This is a genomic window from Pseudonocardia sp. CA-142604 (assembly GCF_050948475.1).
GTDB lineage: Bacteria > Actinomycetota > Actinomycetes > Mycobacteriales > Pseudonocardiaceae > Pseudonocardia > Pseudonocardia alaniniphila.
Genome location: NZ_CP192045.1, coordinates 6,564,399 through 6,583,470, shown reverse-complemented (window position 1 = coordinate 6,583,470; position 19,072 = coordinate 6,564,399). Strand labels below are relative to the sequence as shown.

Genomic DNA, 19,072 nt, shown 5'->3' with positions numbered 1-19,072 from the left:
TCTCTCCCGGCCGTCAGGTGGGTTCGGCGGGAGCCGAGAGGGGGAGCCGGACGTGCATCGCCGTGCCCTCACCCGGCGGGCTGTGCACGGTGATCGATCCGCCGAGCGCCTCGACCCTGTCGGTGAGGCCGGTCAGCCCGGAGCCTTTGGCCGGGTCCGCGCCACCGATGCCGTCGTCGCAGACGGACAGTTGGAGGCGGCGGTCCACCACGTCGGCCGCAACCCATATGGCTGTGGGATGCGCGTGTTTGGCGGCGTTGGTGAGTGCCTCCGCGACCACGTAGTAGGCCGCGACCTCGACATGCTCCGGGAGGCGGCCGTCGAGATCGAGGTCGAGCTCGACCAGGATTGGTGAGCGGCGGGCCAGCACCTTGAGCGCCGGCCCCAGGCCGCTCGTGGCGAGCAGCGCCGGGTGAATGCCGCGGGAGATCTCCCGCAGGTCGTCCAGCGCGGCGACCAGGCCGTCGGCGATGTCGGCCAACTCGGCTCTCAGCTCGGGCTGGGTGTCCGGGATGTCGGCCTGCGCGTTGCGCAACTCGAGTACGAGTGAGACGAGCCGCTGCTGGGTGCCGTCGTGCAGGTCGCGCTCGATGCGGCGGCGGATGTCGTCGGTGGTGGCCACCACGCGCGCTCGTGACGCCGTGAGGTCGGCCCGCGCCTGGGCGTTGGCGATGGCGGTGCCGACGAGGTCGGTGAAGTTGGCCAGCCTCAGTTCGATGCCCGAAGCGAACGGCGCGTCCGTCTTGGTGATGAATCCGCTCACCGCGCCCCAGAGCCGCCCCTCGACCATGATGGGCGCGCCGATGGTCGAACGGATGCCGCGCTCGCGGGCGATCGCGGCGGCAGAGCCGGGGGCGTCCGCGTAGTCCTCGATGCGCGTCGGCTTGCCGCTGCTGCGCACGAGAGATCCGATGTTGCGTCCCTCCAGCGTGATCCTCGTGCCCACCGGGACGATCGTCGGCTCGCCCCAACTGGCGACGATGGTCGCCGTACCGTCGGCTTCGTAGCGCATCAAGCGCGTGCCGTCGACGTCGAGCAGCCGAGCCACCTCCTCGGTGACCGCGGGAAAGACCTTCTCCGGCGGGGTGCCCTCGGCGACGACTGTGGCGACCCGGCGCAGGGCGGCTTGCTCCGCGAGCAGATCGGCGAGCTCCGATTGGCTGCGCTCCAACGAGCCGGCCATGGTGTTGAAAGACTTCTCGAGTACTCCGATCTCGGCCACTCCGGTCGTCGGCATGCGGGTCGACAGATCCCCGCTCGCGAGTTGCTCCGCCGTCACGGACGCCTGGCGGACCGGTCGTGCGATCGCCCTGCTCAGGTAGGTGGCGAAGAGGCCGACCAGCACCACGGTGACGCCCAGCCCGGCGATCGCGGCGATCGTGGCCCGGTTGGCGATCTCACGCGCACGGTCGTCACGCTCGGCGGCGACTCGCTGCTCGGCCAGCTCCAGTGTGTTGAAGTCCCACCGGATGTCGTCGAACTTCGACTTGCCCAACTGCGCGTTCTCGACGCTGCGCGCGGCTGGATCGCCGCGTTCCGCCGCCGCTATGAGCGGGCGAAAATAGTCTCTTATGTACGATTCACCCTTGATCTTGATCGCCTGTGCTGTTCCCGACACGTGGATCGAGGTCAGCCTTCCGGGCGCCTCGTTCTGGTCCGCGATGTTGGTGAGGTCGACGAGGTCGCGGCTGGCCTGCGCGAAATCGGCTTCGCCTGCGTGCGCCGGTTGCAAGAACCGGTCGTCGCCCGTCAACAAGTAGCCGCGGGTCCCTGTTTCGATATCGACCAGGTTTCGCTCGACCCGAGCCGCAGCGACCAGCACCTCCTGCGAGTGTCGATCCAGCTGGGCCGAGTTCCGCTGATCACGGATCGCCAGCAGCAGCACGGCGAATGCGGCGCTCGTCAGCAGCGTGAGCAACACGCTGGCGGTGACCATCCGGCTGGTCAGGCTGCCGCGCACGGTGGCTCACCTCCCGGCGGTGAACGCGACGATCTGCCGCCCGTTGTCGGCCCGGGGGAGCGGGAGGTGCCGCCTGTGATGGCTGTGGAGCGCTCCACGACAGGCATCGCCCGCCAGGTGTGAGCCACGGAGGGCGCAGTCGAGAAGCACGTACACGGCATCCGCACCAAGCCGACATTGTCGCAGATCAGGGCATGGATGGCGCGTGTCGGACAGAGCCGATTCCGGCAGCGGTGAGCCGGCGTTCCGCCGTTCGGCGGACTACCGCGGGGCCATGCCGATGTCGGGGACGAGCCACGTGCAGGCGCTACCTACCAGCAGGAGTCCGAGCACTCCGGTCAGCAGCAGATCGTGACGGCTGCTGGCGGTGATGTACCTGGCACACCTCGCGCCGACACTGGCTTGACAAGGATCAGAACGTCCATCTGCGCTACAACGATCGACTTCGCCGGAACGAAAGGGTGGCAGCTATGGCGGTCGTGGCCCACTGGTTCTGCGGGCACTGTGAGGTCGAAGGCCGCGATGCCGCCAAGGAGCCCAGCTGCTGGAACTGCGGGGGCGCTGTCACCGTGACGGCCCGGCCTTCGCTCGAGTGGACGGACTCCGCGCTGACCGACGAATGACCAACAGGTCTTCCGACCGATCGGACTAGGCACACTCATGGCGCTCGATCACAATGAATTCATCCGCTTGAGCAAGATCGCGGACTCTCTCCGGAGAAGCGACCCCGAGCTGGCCCGCAAGCTCGCTGCTCCCGTGCGCCGTCGCTCGGTCTGGAATGTGCTCTGCTACCTGGCGCTGTCTGTGTTCGCCCTGGTGGCACTGACAACCGCGGCGATCGGCGGGACCACCGCTCCGAGCACCGTCGCGAAGCACACGTCACACGGAGGCGAGAGGACGGCGGCGGAATCGCAGGCACCGGTCCGCTCCGATGTCGACTGGAAACCCACGGTGCGCCCTGGGCCGCCGATGCGCTCCCCGGTCGATTACGGCGGCGGTGCCGAGGCACCGTGACGCGACGCATCTGCATGCTCAGCCCCGTTGGCGTGCCAGCCGATCGAGCAGGTAGTCCCGCAGAGCGATGGCGTTGTTGTGCTCCCGGTCCCGGGAGCTGTAGAGCAGGGTGATCGCGCCGGTCGCCGCGGCGTCGACCAGTGGCTGCCAGGCCTGAGGACGAGTGTCGAGCTCGGCGAAGTAGCGGCGGCGGAACTCCTCCCAGCGCTGCGGATCGTGGCCGAACCACATGCGGAGTTCGTGGCTGGGGGCGGCGTCCTTCGCCCAGCTGTCCAGCTCCACCTCCTCGCGGCGCATCCCGCGCGGCCACAGCCGCTCCACGAGGTAACACCGGCTCTCGCCGTGAGGCTCGTGGTCATAGACCCGGGACAAGCTGATGGCGTCCATGTGTGACCTCCAATTCGACAAGTGTCGGAGCCGGAGGTGCACCTTGCCCGACGAGGCCGAGGGCGCGCCCGCGCGATGTGGGCGTCCGGCAGCCGCTACCGCCAGGCGGCTGGCGCACGAGCGGGAAACAGGTTTAACCTCTCGCGGTGCAGATGTCCGACCAATCCGACCAGCAGCGGGCGCCCCGCCTCTATCTCTCCGTGGCGCAGGAGCTGCTGACGGCAATGGCCGCGGGTGAGTACGTCCTCGGCGTCCGGATGCCCGGCGACCGCGAGCTTGCTGCGCGGCTCGGCGTCTCACGCACCACGGTGCGCGAGGCGATCCTCGCCCTCGAGCTCATCGGTGCCGTGGAGGTACGCCACGGCGACGGCACCTACGTGCGCGGGCCACATGCCGGGGTTGCCGCGATCGAGGGATCCGCGCTGGACGTCGCGCCCCGCGAGCTGATCGAGTCCCGCCGGGCGCTGGAACCCGTCGTCGCTTCCTTCGCCGCCACGCGAATCGACACCGACCGGCTCCGTGGCCTCACCCGCGATCTGGACGAGGCCACCGAGATCGTCGCGGAGCCCAGCCGCATCCCCCGCTTCATGGAGCTGGGCTTGCGGTTCCACTCCGACCTCGCGCTCGGCTGCGGCAACTCACTGCTCGCGGGCATCGTCGGCCAGCTCGTCGACGCCGAGACGCATCCGCTGTGGTTGCTGGTCAACCAGCACGCGGTGAGCTCGTTGCAGGCCCGCGAGGGTCAGCTGCGGCAGCACCGCGATGTGCTCGGCGCCATCGCGAGCGGCGACGCCGCCCGCGCCGCACAGGCGATGACGGCCCACCTCGCCTCGGTCGACGCCGTGATCTTCAACCCCGCCGCCAGCGATGCCGCCCTCCGCGGCGACGCCTGACCCCCAGGAGCCTTCGCCGATGTCCCTCCCACAGCCCGCGGACCTCGTCGTCCACGGCGGCACCGTCGTCAACGCCGGCGGCAGCGGCCCCGCCACCGTCGTCGTGACGGGCGGCCGGATCGTCGCGGTGCAGGACCCGATGCTGCCGCTCCCGCCGCACGAGCGGGCGGTCGACGCCACGGGCAAGCTCGTCATCCCCGGCGGGGTCGACCCGCACTGTCACATCGGGCAGCGACTCGGCGCGTACACGCAGCTCGACGACTACGCAGGAGCGAGTATCGCGGCGCTCTGGGGCGGCACCACCACGGTCGTCGACTTCGCGATCCCGGAGCCTGGCCAGAGCCCGCTCGACGCCGTGCAAGAGCGCCGGGACCTCGCCACCGTCTCCCGGTGCGACACCGCGCTGCACGGGTGCGTGATCTCCTGGGACGACACCACGGCCAAGCAGATCGCGGCCATGGCCGACGGTGGCGTCCGGACGATCAAGATGTTCACGACGTACAGGGACGTCGTCATGGCGGGGCCGGACACCGTGCTCGAAGTGCTGCGCACGCTGCACGCTCAGGGCGGCATCGCCTACGTGCACGCCGAGGCCGACCACGTGATCGAGGACGCGCAGGGGCTCGCCGCCGCGGCCCACCGTGCTGACGCCGAGCATCACGCGCTCACCCGCCCCGAGCTGGCCGAGGCTGCAGCTGTGGCCCAGGTGCTCGCCACCGCCGAGCACGTCGGCGCACCGGTGTACTTCGTGCACCAGACCACCGCTGAGGCGGTCGACCTGGTCCGTGCCGCCCGTCGCCGTGGCGTGCGCGCCTACACCGAGACCTGCCCGCACTACCTCGCCCTCGACGAGAGCACTTACGGAGGCGAGCACGCGGAGCGCTTCGTGTGCTGCCCGCCCCTGCGCGCCGCGGAGACGGTGGCCGCGTTGCGCGCCCGCGCCGTCGTCGGGGATGTCGACACGCTGGGCTCCGACCACTGCTGCTACTCCACGTCGCAGAAGTCGGAGCACCGCGACGACGTCCGTGTCATGCCCAACGGCCTGCCCGGGGTGGAGACGCGGCTGCCGGTGGCTTTCACCCGGCTCGTGGCCGAGGACGGGATGCCCGTCGAGCGCTTCGTGGCGATGTTCGCCACCAATCCCGCGCGCCTCAACGGCCTGACGAGCAAGGGCATGATCGGGGTGGGAGCCGACGCCGACATCGTCGTGCTCGACCCGGTCGCGCGGCGCACCGCGGCCGCTGCCGACCTGCACATGCAGAGCGACTACACCCCCTACGAGGGCCATCAGCTGACCGGCTGGGCCGAGATGGTGATCAGCGGTGGACGCGTCGTGCTCGACGCCGACGGCTTCCACGACCCTGGGCCCATCGGCGCGGCGCTGCACGCCGCCCCGATCCCGGGCCACCTGCTCACCTGAGCCCCACCCCGACCGAAGGACCCACCGAACGGAGCACAGCCATGTCCACATCGGCTTCCTCGCCGGGCACAGGTCCCACGAGCGCCGCGACGGAGCAGCTCAGGGACCGGGCGCAGCGCCAGCTCGGCGCGGCGCTGGACCGCATCCCATTCCGCCGGGCGCACGTGCTGATCCTGGTGCTCGTGGCGTTCGGCGCGCTGTTCGACGCGATCGAGCAGTACAACGTCGGGCTCGCCGCCCCGCTCATCGCCGCGCAATGGGAGCTGTCGAACACCCAGGTCGGGCTCCTGACGACGCTGACGTTCGCGGGCATGGCGATCGGCTCGCTGATCGCGGGCATCACCGGCGACCGGTACGGCCGGCGTGTCACCTACATGTACAACCTGGTCCTCTACACGGTGGGCGCGCTGCTTGCCGCGTTCGCTCCGGACATCGGCTGGCTGCTCGTCGCCCGCTTCATCGTCGGAATCGGGCTGGGCGGCGAGCTGAACACCGGGCTCACGCTGGTGGCCGAGCTGATGCCCACGAAGTACCGGGGGGCCGCCGTGGCCACCGTGAACATCGCAGCCGGCGGACTGGGGATCTTCGTCTCCTCGGCGCTGGCCGCGGTCGTGCTCGGCCCGCTCGAGACCACTCTCGGTGGTCCCGAGGTGGCGTGGCGCTGGCTGCTCGGGTTGCTCGCACTGCCCGCGGTACTCGTGTTCGTCTATCGCTGGTTCCTGCCGGAGTCGCCGCGATACCTGCTGGTGGAGGGGCAAGTGGCGGCGGCCAACGAGGTGCTCTCCCGGCTCGCCGCCAACCGCCTCCGCCCACTGCGGGACACGCAGCCCACCGCGTATGTCGACGCCGCCGAGGGCGAACGGCTGCCGCGGCAGCGGGTCCGGCTCGCAGAGATCTTCTCCGGCGCGCTCGCCAGGAACACCCTCGTGATCTGGGTGGTCTCGGCGATGACGTTCGGCGCGCAGGTGACGATCACCGTATTCATGCCGACCGTCCTCGTGGCACGCGGAATCGATGTGTCGACCTCGCTGGCCTACACCACGATCATCAACATCGGCGGATTGATCGGAGCCGTGCTTGCGAGCGTGTTCGGCTACCGGCTCAAGCGACGGATGGTGCTCGGGTACGGGGCGGTGGTGGCGGTCGTCGTCGCGATCGCCTTCGGTACGTCCGCGAGTCTCGCGATGATCCTGGTGCTCGGCGGGCTGCTGCAGCTCATGTTCATTCTGCTCAACACCACCGCCTGGGTGTGGGCACCGGAGCTGTACCCGACCAAGGTGCGGGCGTTCGGCACCGGTGCATCGGTGACGGTTGCGCTCGTCTCCGCCTCACTCGTCCCGCTGCTGGCCGGCGTGATATTCGACGCCGCAGGTGCGGTCGGCATCTTCGTCATGGTCGGCGTGATGTACGTGATCATGGCGACGGCCGTGCGGTTCGGGCCGGAGACCCAGGGCGTGGCCCTCGAGGACATCAGCCACGAGGCGCGGGATAACCGCGGTGGATCCTCGGCTGATGCAGAGTCGCGATGAGAATCGAGGGCCAGCCCCGCGCGGGTCTGACGGACGGAGAGGCGACGGTTGCCTCTCGGAGTGAGCCGACCGTCGACTAGCTGTGTGCCTTGGCCGCGTCGATCCAGCCCTGACAGGTCTGCTCGGAAATGCCGATCACCTTGCCGTGTCGGGTCTCGATCATTTCCTTCAGGTGGGAGGCCTTTCGGTGCTGCAGCTCTTTGATCGAGTCGACGCCGATCTCCTTGAGCATCGCAGCGTGTTTCGGCCCGATGCCCTTGATGTCGGCCAGGTCGTTCACAACAGCCATGACGGGTTCCCTCCGGTCTTTGTCGTGTGCGGAGACCGCATTATGCGCGCCTCCATGGTGGCTCGCCACAGGTCCGGGGCAGCCGGAATAGCGATCTACTCATGTCACGTCGAGCCGGTTCAAGTCATGTACCGTGATTCGCTCCGGCCCGATCATTGTCTGGTCGAGGCTTGATCGAGCGCGGTCGCATTCTTGGTATGAATTCATTCGTACCATGGGTGGCGCAGCGGGCACGGTGGAATCACCCGATAGCGAATGGGCCTGTGCCGCGTCCGCCCAGGGGCCGGTCTGGGTAGCCCGATCGACGGCAGGCCGAGATCCTGCCGGATCGAGACCACTTGCCGGAGGGCATCGTCGGCCTCGATCCGCCGGCTCAGCGCCAGGTGGCTGCCTCGGAGCCGGATCAGTGTCTCGACCTCGTTGTCGTGGGCCTGCCGGGCGGCGGTAGCCGTCCAGCGCTTCGTCGAACCGTTGTAGTTGGTGGTAGGCCATCCCGAGGCTCTCCCGGGCGTCGGCCTGGCCGAACCCGTTCGCCCGATGATCGAAGGAGTTCGAGTGCGTCCCGGCAAAGTCCGACGGCGGTGTCGGACTTTGCCGTGGAGGATGGAGATACCACCCCATGGCGTTCGTCGCGGGGGCCTCGCCCGGGGTGCAGGTGATCGAACGGACAGGGTGCGCGGGTGGCGAGTGCGAGTGCGGTTTCGGGGTCGTCCTGGCCGTCGGACAGCCAGGCGTAATGGCGCGGCGTGTAGGCGGTGGCATGCGTCGCCGAGGTTCTCGAACAGCGAGAGTGCCCGGTCCAGCCTGGCTTGCACTGCGGTGTGGTGGCCGAGTCGGGCGTCGGCTCTGGCCAGGCTACGGAGTACGTGGGCCAGGCCGGTCGTGTCGGAGATTTCGGCTGCCGAGCGTGCTGCGAGTTGGTGGGCGGCGGCCAGTTCGTGTGGCCCTGCCGGCCGTGACAGTTGCGCATAGCCCATGCGCGGCGCCGGACGTGGGAGTGCAGGCCCTGTGCGGCCATGCGCTCCAGCAGCGTCAGTGTCACGGGGCGTTCGGTGTCGAACCAGCGGATGGCCTGTTCCGCGTAGGCCAGGACTTTCCTGGTCGAGGGGCGGGGCTCGTCCTGTGGGCGGAGACGAGCCGTGCGCCGCGGTCACGGAGATGGTGGCTAGCCGACCGGTGGAACGCCTTGTGTGCGATCCAGGGCAGCGTCCATCAGCTCGGCCGGCCACGGGTAGTGGTCGGGCGCGTACAAGGCGTCGAGTAAGCTGAACTTTGTGGCGGAGGATTCGGGGAGCTCCGGTAAGGAGTCTGACAACAAGAAATTCGCCGCCTTCATCAGCATCGTCGGTGGCATTATCGGCGTGCTGGTGGGGATCGAGAGTTTGACGGGGTTCAACCTCCTTTCGTCCCTGTCCCCGTCTCCGGCTCCATCCTCTTCGGCGTCCACGTCGACATTGACAAGCGAGCCGGCGCCGTTTTCGGTAGAAGAATCGACCGAGACGTCGACTCCGACGACTACAGATGAGGAGACGATCGAGGCAGTCGAATCCACTCGGCCGCCCCGCCCCGACTTCTCCGTGCGCTCCCAACAATGGGACGGACCATGCACTTACTCCTCATGCACGATGAGTGCCATTTTTTACAATAATGGCGGCACGGGGAACGGGTCCGCGACGTTCTTTATTCTGCTACCGGACAGATTCGAATCCCTGGCCCGATGTTCCACTGTCTTGCAGATTACTCCCGAGAATAGCGTGGTCAGCGCCGGATGCACGGCGAGTAGTCCCCAGCTTCAGCAGTATTTCCAGTCCCGGTCCGGCACCGTGCGTATGTACGTCAGAATGGACCCCTGAACGAGCGGGAACGCTCGTGCGCGACGTCAGACTACGGTCCTCGTAGCGAGTAGCCGACATACGCGGCGGAAATAGGTGTGAATCGTCGCGCTCGGCCGTGCTGGGAGGTTCCTGCCGTTCTGCAGCAACAGCAATGCCGATGTGGTGCGTTGTTGAGGACTGGTATGTCTCCTTCTGCACCTGTCACGATGGCGACCGACATCACGTTTGCTCCCGATGCCGTGCCCTGACGACAGGGAAAGATCCTCGGCGCCGTCAACTCGAAATTGCAAGCGTGGCCCGAGTGTGGTCATGCGATCTACCTACCTGCTGGGAGTGGGCTGCCTGTACTGTCAACAAATCGTCTCGCCCGCGTCTACACCGAACGTGCCAGTGTGGTGATACGGCGACGGATCACGGAGCTCACCCCCGCTCCGCGCCGCGAGTGACGATCAGAACTTTCCGGAGAGGAGCGGTGCATGGGGAACCGATCCTTGCGACGGCATCGAGAGGTGGCGCTCGCTGATCGGCAACCGGGAACACTTGTCCTCTTTCGTCCCCGTCGTTGCCCCCACTGCGGGGGCGTGCACTGATGCATTGCTCCGCCCGATGAATCGTCCGGTTCGTGTCGGTGTTCAGATTCGGTCCGGTGGCACTCGTGACGATCCGACCTGGCGCGATCCTCGCCACGCGGATGAGACTGTTCGCCGAAGGGCCTGCAGCCGGCAGTACGCAGCAGGCGCCGTCGCGACGAGACCGTGATCGAACGGGCGATCGCGTGGCCCCGGGCGGTCCGCGCCGACGACTTCCTGGCCGAAGGCGCCACGTTGTTCACTGCTGGGATCGATCCAACCGATGACGGATACGACTTCACCCCGCTGAAGGAGATGCTTGCCCGGCGAGGCGACCGGTGATGACGAATTTCCGCGGCCTGCGCATGGCGACCGACCGAGAGGCCGACCTTCGAAGGAGCACCTGATGACGGCACAGGACGCGAGCACGCGCAGCATCGATCCGCCGGAGCCGGACCTCGGTCCGGACGAGATGATCTCCCGGGCGGCGGCGCTGCGCGGAAGGCTCCGGGAGCGCCAGGACGAGTGCGAGACGCTCGGCCGTCTGCCCGACGCGACGTTGCAGGACTACATCGACGCCGGCCTCTACCGGATCATGCAGCCGCGGCGGTTCGGCGGCTACGAGTTCGATCTCGACACCTTCTTGCGTGTCACGGTCGAGCTGTCGCGCGGCTGCCCCTCGAGCGGCTGGGTCTTCGGGCTCATGGCTACGCACAACGTCATCGCCGGGCTCTTCGAGGAGCAGGCCCAGGTCGAGCTGTTCGGGGACGGTGACTTCCGCTGCCCGCTTTCCGCGATCCCCGCGCCCGCCCTGAGGGTCGACGGTGGGTACCGGATCACCGGCTGGTGGGACTACGCGTCCGGCTGCGACGTGTCGACGCATTTCATGGGTGCCACCGCTGTGACCACCGAGCGCGGCGGAGAGCCAGTCGACACGCGCTTCGTCGCGATGCGCCGCGACCAGTTCCGGATCGTCGACAACTGGGACACGCTCGGCATGCGTGGCACGGGCTCGCGGCGGGTCGTGGTGGAGGACCTGTTCATCCCCGAGCACCACACTGTGCCGTCGCCGAACCCCGCGCGCACCGTCGTGGAGTTCCCGGGGCGGGGCCTGTACCCGAACCCGACGTTCTACGGGTCGATCGGGTCCCTGCTCATCTCCGAGCCGACCGCGGTGTGCGTCGGCATCGCGCAGGCGGCGATCGACGAGTACATCGAGAACCTCACGACGAAGCACCAGTGGGGCCCGATGTCGCCGCGGCGCTCCGACCTGCCGGTCTTCCACGGGTTGCTCGGCGAGGCCACGGCGTACGTCGACACCGCGGAAGCGGCGCTTCACCAGGTCGCGCAGATCTGGACGGAGCAGGCGCGGCGCGCGATGGAGACCGGCGAGCCCGTGAGCGACGAGGAGGACCGTCGCCTCATCCTCATCGAGCAGCAGATCGTCCAGCTCGCGTCGAGGGCGGTCGAGACGATCTTCCGCACGAGCGGGTCGAGTGCCGCGAACAAGGGCCGTCGGATCGAGCGCTACTTCCGTGACCTGAACATGGTGCGCACGCACGTCACGCTCCAGTTCGAGCGCACGTGGGAGAACGTCGGGCGCATGCGGCTCGGCCTTCAGCCGGAGATGCCGTTCTGACAGCCTGCGCGGGCCGCTGCCCGTCACCTTCCTGACGTCATCGCGACGATCGTGCGGCGGCGACGCCCTCGCACTTATTTAGTATTGCTAATCATAGTGGAGACCTCATGACACCCATCTCGATCACCCCTGGCCACGACGGGCAGAATGCCGCGGAGCCCGCCTACCCGATGGCCCGTACCTGTCCGTCTGACCCGCCTTCAGAGTTGGCGCAACTGCGTGCCGAGAGACCGGTCGGCCGGGTCCGGCTGTGGGACGGCAGCTCACCCTGGCTGATCACCCGCTACGAAGACGTCCGCAGCATCCTCTCCGACCCCCGGGTGAGCTCTGAAACGGACCGGCCGGGATACCCCATCCAGTCGGAGGCGATGCGCATCGGGCGGGTGTTCACCCGCAGCTTCATCGGCATGGACGACCCGGAGCACGCGGATTATCGCAAGATGATCATCGGCGACTTCTCGGCGCGGAGCACCGAGGCACTGCGCCCGGTCGTCGAGAAGCTCGTGAACGACCTGCTCGACGCGATGGAGCGCGGCCCGCGGCCGGTCGACCTCGTGGAGGCGTTCGCGCTCCCGCTGCCGTCGATGGTCATCTGCCACATGCTCGGCGTGCCCTATTCCGACCACGGCTTCTTCCAGTCCTGCTCCCGCGCACTTCTCGACACCACGGCCGGCCCGGAAGCGGCCACGCGCGCCAACGACGAGTTATGGGATTACCTGACCGGCCTGCTCGTCATGAAAGAGGCCGAGCCGACCGACGACATCCTCGGCCGGCTCGCGCAGCGGTACATCCGGACCGGCCGGCTCAGCCGTGACGACGCCGTGTGCATTGCGACGCTGCTGCTCGTCGCCGGCCACGAGACCACGGCGAACATGATCGCCTTGGGCACGCTCACGTTGTTGGAGCACCCCGAGCAGGCCGCCGAGGTGCGCGACGGTGATGCCGCCGTGGTGAAGAGCGCCGTGGAGGAGTTGTTGCGGCTGTGGACGGTGCTCCACGCCGGGCGGCGCCGGGTTGCCCTGGAGGACATCGAGATCGGTGGAGTGACCATCCGCGCGGGCGAGGGGATCATCGCGGCGAGTGAGTCGGCCAATCGGGATTCCGCGGTGTTCCAGTCTCCGGATGAGCTCGATATTCACCGCGGCTCGAACCACCATGTGGCTTTCGGGTTCGGTGTGCACCAGTGCCTCGGGCAGCCGCTGGCGCGGCTGGAGCTGCAGATCGCCTATCCGGCGTTGCTGCGCCGGTTCCCCGGTCTGCATCTCGCGGTGCCGCTGGAGGAGATCCGCTTTCGTGACAAGATGGTCGTCTACGGGGTGCAAGAACTCCCGGTGAGCTGGTGACAGCATGGGTGATGTGAAGATCTGCCCCGGAGCTGTTCGGCTCAGCATGCCTTCCCATCTGCCGGTGGCCTGCGCGCTGACGGGCGGCCCGACGGTGAGCCATCCGCGGTGCGCGGGTGTTCGGGAGGCGCTGCCAGTGCATCTCGGAGGGCCGCCCGGGAAGCGATTCCCAATTTGGGGTAGATCTGATAAAGGTGTGCGCCGACGGTGCGGTGGGAAAGGAAGAGACGCTCTCCGATCTGTTTGTTCGTCAGGCCCGAACCGGCCAGTTCGGCGATCTCACGCTCTTTCGGAGTGAGGGCGGGAGGCTCCGACAGGGCTCGTCGCGGCTTGCTGATCCCGGTGGCCCGCAGTTCGCTGTAGGCCCGGTCGTACCAGGGCTGCGCGCCGAGCTGGTCGAAGATGTCCGCGGCAGCCGCAAGCTGAACGCGCGCATCCGCCGTTGCCCGCATGCGACGGAGCCGCTCGCCGTACGCGAGCCGGACCCGGGCGAAATCGAAAGGCCACCGGGGATTGTGCGGTAGGGCGAGCGCGTCGTCGAAGCTGCTCCGGAACTCGTCATCGCCTGCGACCATCGCCGTGGCGCCGCCGGTCAGCAACGCCATCCGCGACGACAGCCCGGGGAGGTCGGTGTCGCGCATCGCGTTGGCGTGTGCCCAGGCCTCGGCCGGTCGGTCCGTCTTGAGCGCCGCTTCGACGAGATCGAAGCTGGTCCATATGGCCTGCGGAATGTGCGACGCGATCACGCCCGGCTCGTTGTAGACGCTCGCCTCGCGGTAGGCGGCTTCGAAGTCTCGCTGTCCGATGTAGTTGAGCGTCCGAGGGTGCACGGCGAACCACTCCATCCCGCATGCGCTGCGAGCGCGGGACCACCGGATCAGCTCGTCGGTCATCGCCTGGCTGGCCTCGTGATCGCCACACACGGCGGCGTGCAGGCTGCGCATGCGGCGGAAGTACCAGACGGAGGCTCCGTAGCCGTGCGCGAGATTCAGGTTCGCCCCTTCGTCCGCGAGTTCGGCCATCGTGTCCCACCGGCCGGTGTGGAACATGTCGTGGCACAGATGAATCAGGGCTGCGCTGTGGCGACGAACGGCAGCAAGTCCCTCGCGGCCCTGCTGCACGATCTCCCAGTGGACCTCCCGCGTCGCCGCGAGCCGATCAAGGTAGACGGATGCACCGCCGAGCCGGAGGAGGAGCATCGGGTCGTTCTCGTCGGCCACGGTTTCCAGTCGCGCGTCCAGGGCCGGCGCCGCGGCCCGTCCGGTGCGCGCCGGATCCGCGAATGTGCTCCACAGAATCCGGAGCATGTCCGGGGTCTGTGGCGTCAGGCGGTCGATCGCGGCAAAGGCCGGTGCCCACAGCTCGTGCCTGCCGGCGAACCAGCAGATCAGCATCAGCGTGTAGAGCGCCTCGATCAAGGCCTTGTCGTTCGCGTCGTATCCGTGCTCGCCCGTCTCGATCGCGTTCACCAGCATCGTGTACGCGGTCAGGACGTCACCCTCGCCGTTGATCATCAACAGCGCCTTCGCGGCGACCGCGTGCAGCGAGGCACTCCCTGCACCGCTCGCATGCGTGGCCTCGTCGAGCAAATGCGATGCACCGGACAGCTCGCCGACCGAGTTGGCAGAGTGATAGGCGGCCTCGGCCAACCGAGCGGCCCGCGCTGCCGTACTCGGGCTGAGCGCAGCAGCACGGGTGAGCAGAGCGATGGAGCCGGCGGTGTCGCCGCGGAGCTGCGTCAGGCAGGCTGCCTCCTCGAGGCGAGCAGCGATCTCCTCGTCGGGCTCCACTGCGCTCTCCCCGAGGTGCCACGCCTGACGCTCGGCGTGTTCGGTCAGCACGTCGGCGAGGCACCGATGGGCCCAGCGCCGCTCGCCGACGGTGGACACCTCGACGACGGCTGCCCGCACCAGTGGGTGGCGGAACTCGAAGCGCCGATTGTTCTCGTCGACGTGGACGAGTCGTTCGCGCTCAGCGGGAGCGAGGCTGTCCAGGTCGTACAACGCCGCGGCCGCACGCAGCGCGTCCCGGCCACCACTGCGATCGAGCGCACCCAACAGCATGATCCGCCGGCACGACTCCGGCAGCGTCGGGATCAGCGAGGCGTACAAGGACCGCAGACGTCGTGTCAGCGGCAACACCGGCGGCACGAGCGCCATCGCGCGGCGCTGCGGTCCGGTCAGCGCGGTCGGCAGCTCCAGTAACGCCAGCGGGTTGCCCTGCGCCTCGGCCAGCACCTGCTGTCGGACACTCGGCGCGAGCGTGGGGAACCGCTGCGCGACAAGCTCACTCGCCGCCCCGCTGTCCAGCGGCTGAAGCTCGTGTTCGGGGAGGTCCCCACCCTCGAAGAAGCTTCCTGCGTGCGACCGTGCCGCGCCCAGAAAGCCGACCCGGCTTCCCTTGAGGCGGCGGGCGATGAAACCGAGCACCCCGGCACTGGCACGGTCGAGCCACGGCAGATCGTCCACAACCAGCAGAACGGGGCTCTCGACGGCGGCATTACGCACCAGCAGCAACGCGGCGGTGGACACGAGCAGGCGGTCCGGCGGCGGTCCGCTGCCGAATCCCAGGGCCACCTCCAAGGCCTCCCGATGGACCTCACCGAGCTCGCCCAACGACTCGCGCAGCGCGAACAGCAACTGGTTGAGGCCCGAGTAAGCGACATCGGCCTCGAACTCCACGCCGGCCGCTTGCAGCACGTGGGCGCCCCGGACAGCTGCTGCGCCTGCGGAGAGGTCGAGCACTGCGCTCTTCCCGATACCCGGGCCCCCGAGGAGCAGCAGCGCTCCGCCGCTGATGGATGCGCGCTCGAGAAACGTCCGCATCGCCTCGATGTCGGCGTCGCGACCGACGAGATGCGCAGGCTGCCAGCGGAGACCCGACTCCACGTCCTCACCCGATCCGCAGGTCGACGAGGACGGAAACCCGTGGCCACTGCCCTTCTGCTGATCGCACACCGCGCCTGAGCACGGGGCGGATTCCTTGTGCACCCCTGAGCATCAAGAATCCGAGAGATCTGAACGGAGCCCGAGCGGCCGACGAGACAAACAATCCGACCTCGAGGCCCTCCAAGGTCTTCGTGTCGACCGGAAGATCACCAAGGACATACTTGTCCCTCTCGGGTTTCGCATCGCCTGCAGTTCCCCCGCAGTGGAGGCACGGCGACGGCACGCCTGCACCCCTAGGTGCAACAGCCGTGCCGCCAGTGCCTCGAGATTTCGGTAGGACTGTTCTGGAGGGGTTGGGATGAGTCCTTGCCTCGTTTCACCGACGACTTCACGGCGCTCGAACAGATCCGCAACCGCGTCACCCGTAGAGCCACTCGATCTCCGAGTAGTCCGCGTGGGACCTCGCAGCCAGCAGGCGGTCACGCATCACCGCGCTCATTCCGTCGGCGTGAAGCACCTCCCCGAACCGGCGCGCCAGCGCCTGCACCCGTGACGCGCGTGGAACCCGAACCCGCTCGTACCGGGCGAGCGCCGCGTCGACATCGGGCTCCGCGCTCAGCGCGGCCATGAGGCTCGCGGCATCCTCGAGCGCCTGCGCGGCGCCCTGCCCGACGTACTGAACCATCGGGTGTGCCGCGTCCCCGAGGAGGGCGATCCGGCCCCGCACCCAGGTGTCCACCGGATCCCGGTCGACGATCTCCCACCGACGCCGGCGGTCGATCAGGTCGAGTCCCGTACGCACCGAACCGCAGGCGACGGCGAACCGCTCGTCGAGCTCGGCCTCGGTGCCCCAGTCGTCGTGGTCGGGGGAGTAGCGATCGCTGTGGAAGGTGACCACCTGGTTGTAGAGCTCACCGCGGCGGATCGGGTACTGGATGAGGTGCATCCCCGGGCCCACCCAGAGCAGAACATCCTCACCGTCGGCGATCGAGGCCACGCGATCGAAGGGGACGGCTCCGCGGTAGGCGGCGTACCCCTCGCCCACGGGTCGGGCGCCACCCAACAGGCAGGCTCGCACCACCGAACGCAGGCCGTCCGCACCCACGACGAGATCGCCCCGCAGATCTTCTGCTCCTGCGATGACACGCGCACCCGACCCGTCGGCTTCGACGCCGGTGACGTTCACTCCGCTTCGCAGCTCGATCGCGTCGAACTGCTTCGCCCTGTCGAGCAGCATCGTGAGCAGGTCACCGCGGTGCAGGAGGAGGTACGGAACCCCGAACCGCTCGACGAACGGGCCACCGAGATCCAGGGCCGTGATGAACGAGCCGGTCAGCGCGTTCATCATCACCAGGCGGCGCGGGTAGACCGCGTACCTGTCGATGTCCTCGTACGCGCCGAGGGTCTGCAGGGCCCGTAACGCGTTCGGCGCCAGCTGCACCCCGGCGCCGAGCTCGCCGAACTCGGAAGCCCGTTCGAGTACCTGGATCCGGCCGACACATCCAGACTTCTGCAAGGCGAGCGCGGCTGCCAGTCCGCCGATCCCCCCACCGACGACAATCGCCTCGTCGATGCCTTTCATCTCAGACCTCCGATCCGGTGTTCACGGCGCGCCACATTCCGAATGTCGGCATGTGTAGTCGTTCGAGCGAGAAGTGCCCGCACTGCGGCGTCGCCGCGGGTCCTCCCGGCATCCGATACGCGGCTTTCGGACATTCCGTCGTCAATTTCCTTGCCCATCTGGTGGGTTTGATGATCAGTACACTGACTATCTAGTGAACTGTAGGTCCGGCCGGAGCGGAGGCGCAACGAATCCGGCCGGCTCGGGACGAGGCCCGCGCGGCCTGTGGACGTGAAATCCGCACGGTGGAGCGCCGACGCTCCGGGATGCGGAGTGTGGTCGAACCCGGAGTGACCGCGGATGGCGATGCGATAGTCGCGAGGGCTGATCCCCAGGCGTCGGGTGAATGCGCGCCGCATCGTCTCCGCGGTGCCGAACCCGGCTCTGCGGGCCACCTGCAACACGGTGAGGTCCGTATCTTCGAGCAGCGATCGTGCAGCCTCGATCCGCTGTCGCAGGATCCACTCGGTGGGCGTCGTGCCCGTCTGGGTTCGGAAGTGGCGCGTCAGAGTGCGGGCACTGAGGTGGGCGCGGTCCGCGATGCGCTCCACGTCGAGAGGCTCGTGGAGGTGCTCGGTCAGCCAGCGGAGCAGGGGCCCCAGCGAACCGTTCGTTGTTCGTGGAACTGGCGTTTGCCGTGGAACTGGCACGGCCCGAGCCTGCTGCTCCAAGGATGCGTCGCCCGACTTGTGGATCAGTAGGCGGGCCACGGCCTCGGCGTAGGCGCGGCCGAGATCGACGCTGAGGACGTGCAGGCAGAGTTCGGTGGTGGCCGGCATGCATGCGGAGCTCAGAATCTGCCCGTCGTCGACGAAGCCGGTGTTCTCCTCGAGTTCGGCCCTGGGAAAAGCTGCACGACAAGCCGTGGTCCACGACCAGTGCGTGGCCACGCGACGGCCATCGAGCAGACCGGCCTGACCGAGGACAAATGCGCCGGTGCACAACGAGATCATCCGGGCGCCGGTCTCTCCCGCCTCCGCGACAGCCTCGAGTACCTTCGGACATTGCGCGGTCAACGGATCCCCGAGCGTCGGCACCACAATGGTCTCGGCAGTGGTGATCGCCTCGACCGGCGCCAGGCCCCCGAGCGTGAGCCGAGTGCGTGGCCAGGAATGGTGGACACGTCACCGCAGAGCAACACGTCGTAGTGCGGAGTTGCCCGGCCTCGCAGCGTGGTGAAGACGGCCAGGCCGAACACCTGAACCGGGATGGCAAGGTCGAGCGCGCGGGTGCTCTCCAGGACGACGATCGCCAGTCTGTGTGGTCCTCCTGACCAGATCCCGTGTGTCCTGCAGGCGCCCTGCCCATGGTGAGCACGCCTCTCGCTCACGGCAGTTTCGAACGCTCCACGCCAGGCACCCACCATCGCCTCCTGGTTCGTCGGACCCGGGCTGACGGCCTTCCAGTGAAGCGTTGCCCGCCACCGCTGTGATCTGAAAGATGACTGAGGTCGTGACGTAGTGACGCAGCTGAATTCACCACTGAGGCCCTCATCGACAGACATTCGAGGACTTTTTGGCCTGTCGAAGACCTGATCGTCGAAATCCTCCAGAATTCCGTTCCTGTACGGTGACGACCGGGCGCCGGATCAGCCGAGTGACATACAGGAATAGGACTCCACACGTGAAATGGAGCTGCGAGCCTGCGCGGGCCCAGGACGTGCCGGCCGCGCTCGCCCGCGCCTA

General features: G+C 68.1%; 15 protein-coding genes. 8 read left to right on the top strand and 7 right to left on the bottom strand.

The features are described 5' to 3' along the window. Positions 1 to 13 precede the first annotated feature (13 nt). Positions 14 to 1,960 carry a CHASE3 domain-containing protein gene (locus tag ACQPZQ_RS29785; protein WP_433286201.1) on the bottom strand — a complete coding sequence of 649 codons (1,947 nt, stop codon included), beginning with the start codon at positions 1,958 to 1,960 and terminating at the stop codon, positions 14 to 16. 470 nt (positions 1,961 to 2,430) lie between these two features. On the opposite strand from ACQPZQ_RS29785, the gene ACQPZQ_RS29780 reads away from it, so the two are divergent. Both ACQPZQ_RS29780 and ACQPZQ_RS29775 read left to right on the top strand, forming a co-directional pair. Continuing rightward, on the top strand, positions 2,431 to 2,583 hold the full coding sequence (locus ACQPZQ_RS29780; protein ID WP_433286199.1) for a hypothetical protein: 153 nt from the start codon (positions 2,431 to 2,433) through the stop codon (positions 2,581 to 2,583). A gap of 37 nt (positions 2,584 to 2,620) precedes the next feature. Further along, positions 2,621 to 2,974, top strand: a complete 354-nt coding sequence (locus ACQPZQ_RS29775; RefSeq protein ID WP_433286197.1) for a DUF3040 domain-containing protein — start codon at positions 2,621 to 2,623, stop codon at positions 2,972 to 2,974. An 18-nt stretch (positions 2,975 to 2,992) separates the two neighbouring features. Here the strand turns inward: ACQPZQ_RS29775 and ACQPZQ_RS29770 are convergent, their stop codons facing one another. Continuing rightward, positions 2,993 to 3,361 (bottom strand): DUF488 domain-containing protein, encoded by a 369-nt coding sequence (locus ACQPZQ_RS29770; RefSeq protein WP_433286195.1) that lies wholly within the window; start codon positions 3,359 to 3,361, stop codon positions 2,993 to 2,995. A 152-nt stretch (positions 3,362 to 3,513) separates the two neighbouring features. On the opposite strand from ACQPZQ_RS29770, the gene ACQPZQ_RS29765 reads away from it, so the two are divergent. Genes ACQPZQ_RS29765 through ACQPZQ_RS29755 form a run of 3 tightly spaced genes read left to right on the top strand, consistent with a single transcriptional unit; the run spans position 3,514 to position 7,203 of the window. Next, entirely contained in the window at positions 3,514 to 4,254 is a 741-nt protein-coding gene (locus tag ACQPZQ_RS29765; protein ID WP_433299416.1) for a FadR/GntR family transcriptional regulator, read from the top strand. Positions 4,255 to 4,273: 19 nt separating this feature from the next. After that, positions 4,274 to 5,674, top strand: coding sequence for an amidohydrolase family protein (locus ACQPZQ_RS29760; RefSeq protein ID WP_433286193.1), 1,401 nt, complete (start codon positions 4,274 to 4,276; stop codon positions 5,672 to 5,674). 41 nt (positions 5,675 to 5,715) lie between these two features. Further along, positions 5,716 to 7,203, top strand: coding sequence for an MFS transporter (locus ACQPZQ_RS29755; protein ID WP_433286192.1), 1,488 nt, complete (start codon positions 5,716 to 5,718; stop codon positions 7,201 to 7,203). Positions 7,204 to 7,279: 76 nt separating this feature from the next. Here the strand turns inward: ACQPZQ_RS29755 and ACQPZQ_RS29750 are convergent, their stop codons facing one another. Both ACQPZQ_RS29750 and ACQPZQ_RS29745 read right to left on the bottom strand, forming a co-directional pair. Further along, on the bottom strand, positions 7,280 to 7,492 hold the full coding sequence (locus ACQPZQ_RS29750) for a DUF4332 domain-containing protein (protein WP_433286190.1): 213 nt from the start codon (positions 7,490 to 7,492) through the stop codon (positions 7,280 to 7,282). A 1,165-nt stretch (positions 7,493 to 8,657) separates the two neighbouring features. Beyond that, the gene (locus ACQPZQ_RS29745; RefSeq protein WP_433286188.1) at positions 8,658 to 9,044 is read right to left on the bottom strand and encodes a hypothetical protein; all 387 of its coding nucleotides are present in this window, start codon (positions 9,042 to 9,044) and stop codon (positions 8,658 to 8,660) included. A gap of 1,038 nt (positions 9,045 to 10,082) precedes the next feature. Here ACQPZQ_RS29745 and ACQPZQ_RS29740 point away from each other — a divergent pair. From ACQPZQ_RS29740 to ACQPZQ_RS29730, 3 genes are all read left to right on the top strand, one after another. Further along, positions 10,083 to 10,238 carry a hypothetical protein gene (locus ACQPZQ_RS29740; protein ID WP_433286186.1) on the top strand — a complete coding sequence of 52 codons (156 nt, stop codon included), beginning with the start codon at positions 10,083 to 10,085 and terminating at the stop codon, positions 10,236 to 10,238. A gap of 64 nt (positions 10,239 to 10,302) precedes the next feature. After that, entirely contained in the window at positions 10,303 to 11,535 is a 1,233-nt protein-coding gene (locus ACQPZQ_RS29735) for a hypothetical protein (RefSeq protein WP_433286184.1), read from the top strand. 107 nt (positions 11,536 to 11,642) lie between these two features. Further along, positions 11,643 to 12,878, top strand: a complete 1,236-nt coding sequence (locus ACQPZQ_RS29730) for a cytochrome P450 (RefSeq protein WP_433286182.1) — start codon at positions 11,643 to 11,645, stop codon at positions 12,876 to 12,878. Between the two features lie 41 nt (positions 12,879 to 12,919). Here the strand turns inward: ACQPZQ_RS29730 and ACQPZQ_RS29725 are convergent, their stop codons facing one another. From ACQPZQ_RS29725 to ACQPZQ_RS29715, 3 genes are all read right to left on the bottom strand, one after another. After that, complete coding sequence (locus tag ACQPZQ_RS29725; RefSeq protein ID WP_433286180.1) at positions 12,920 to 15,766, bottom strand: AAA family ATPase; 2,847 nt, start codon at positions 15,764 to 15,766, stop codon at positions 12,920 to 12,922. Positions 15,767 to 16,184: 418 nt separating this feature from the next. After that, positions 16,185 to 17,348, bottom strand: coding sequence for an FAD-dependent monooxygenase (locus ACQPZQ_RS29720; RefSeq protein WP_433286178.1), 1,164 nt, complete (start codon positions 17,346 to 17,348; stop codon positions 16,185 to 16,187). After that, on the bottom strand, positions 17,345 to 18,427 hold the full coding sequence (locus ACQPZQ_RS29715; RefSeq protein ID WP_433286176.1) for a GlxA family transcriptional regulator: 1,083 nt from the start codon (positions 18,425 to 18,427) through the stop codon (positions 17,345 to 17,347). Before ACQPZQ_RS29715 ends, ACQPZQ_RS29720 begins: the two co-directional genes overlap by 4 nt. Positions 18,428 to 19,072 lie beyond the last annotated feature (645 nt).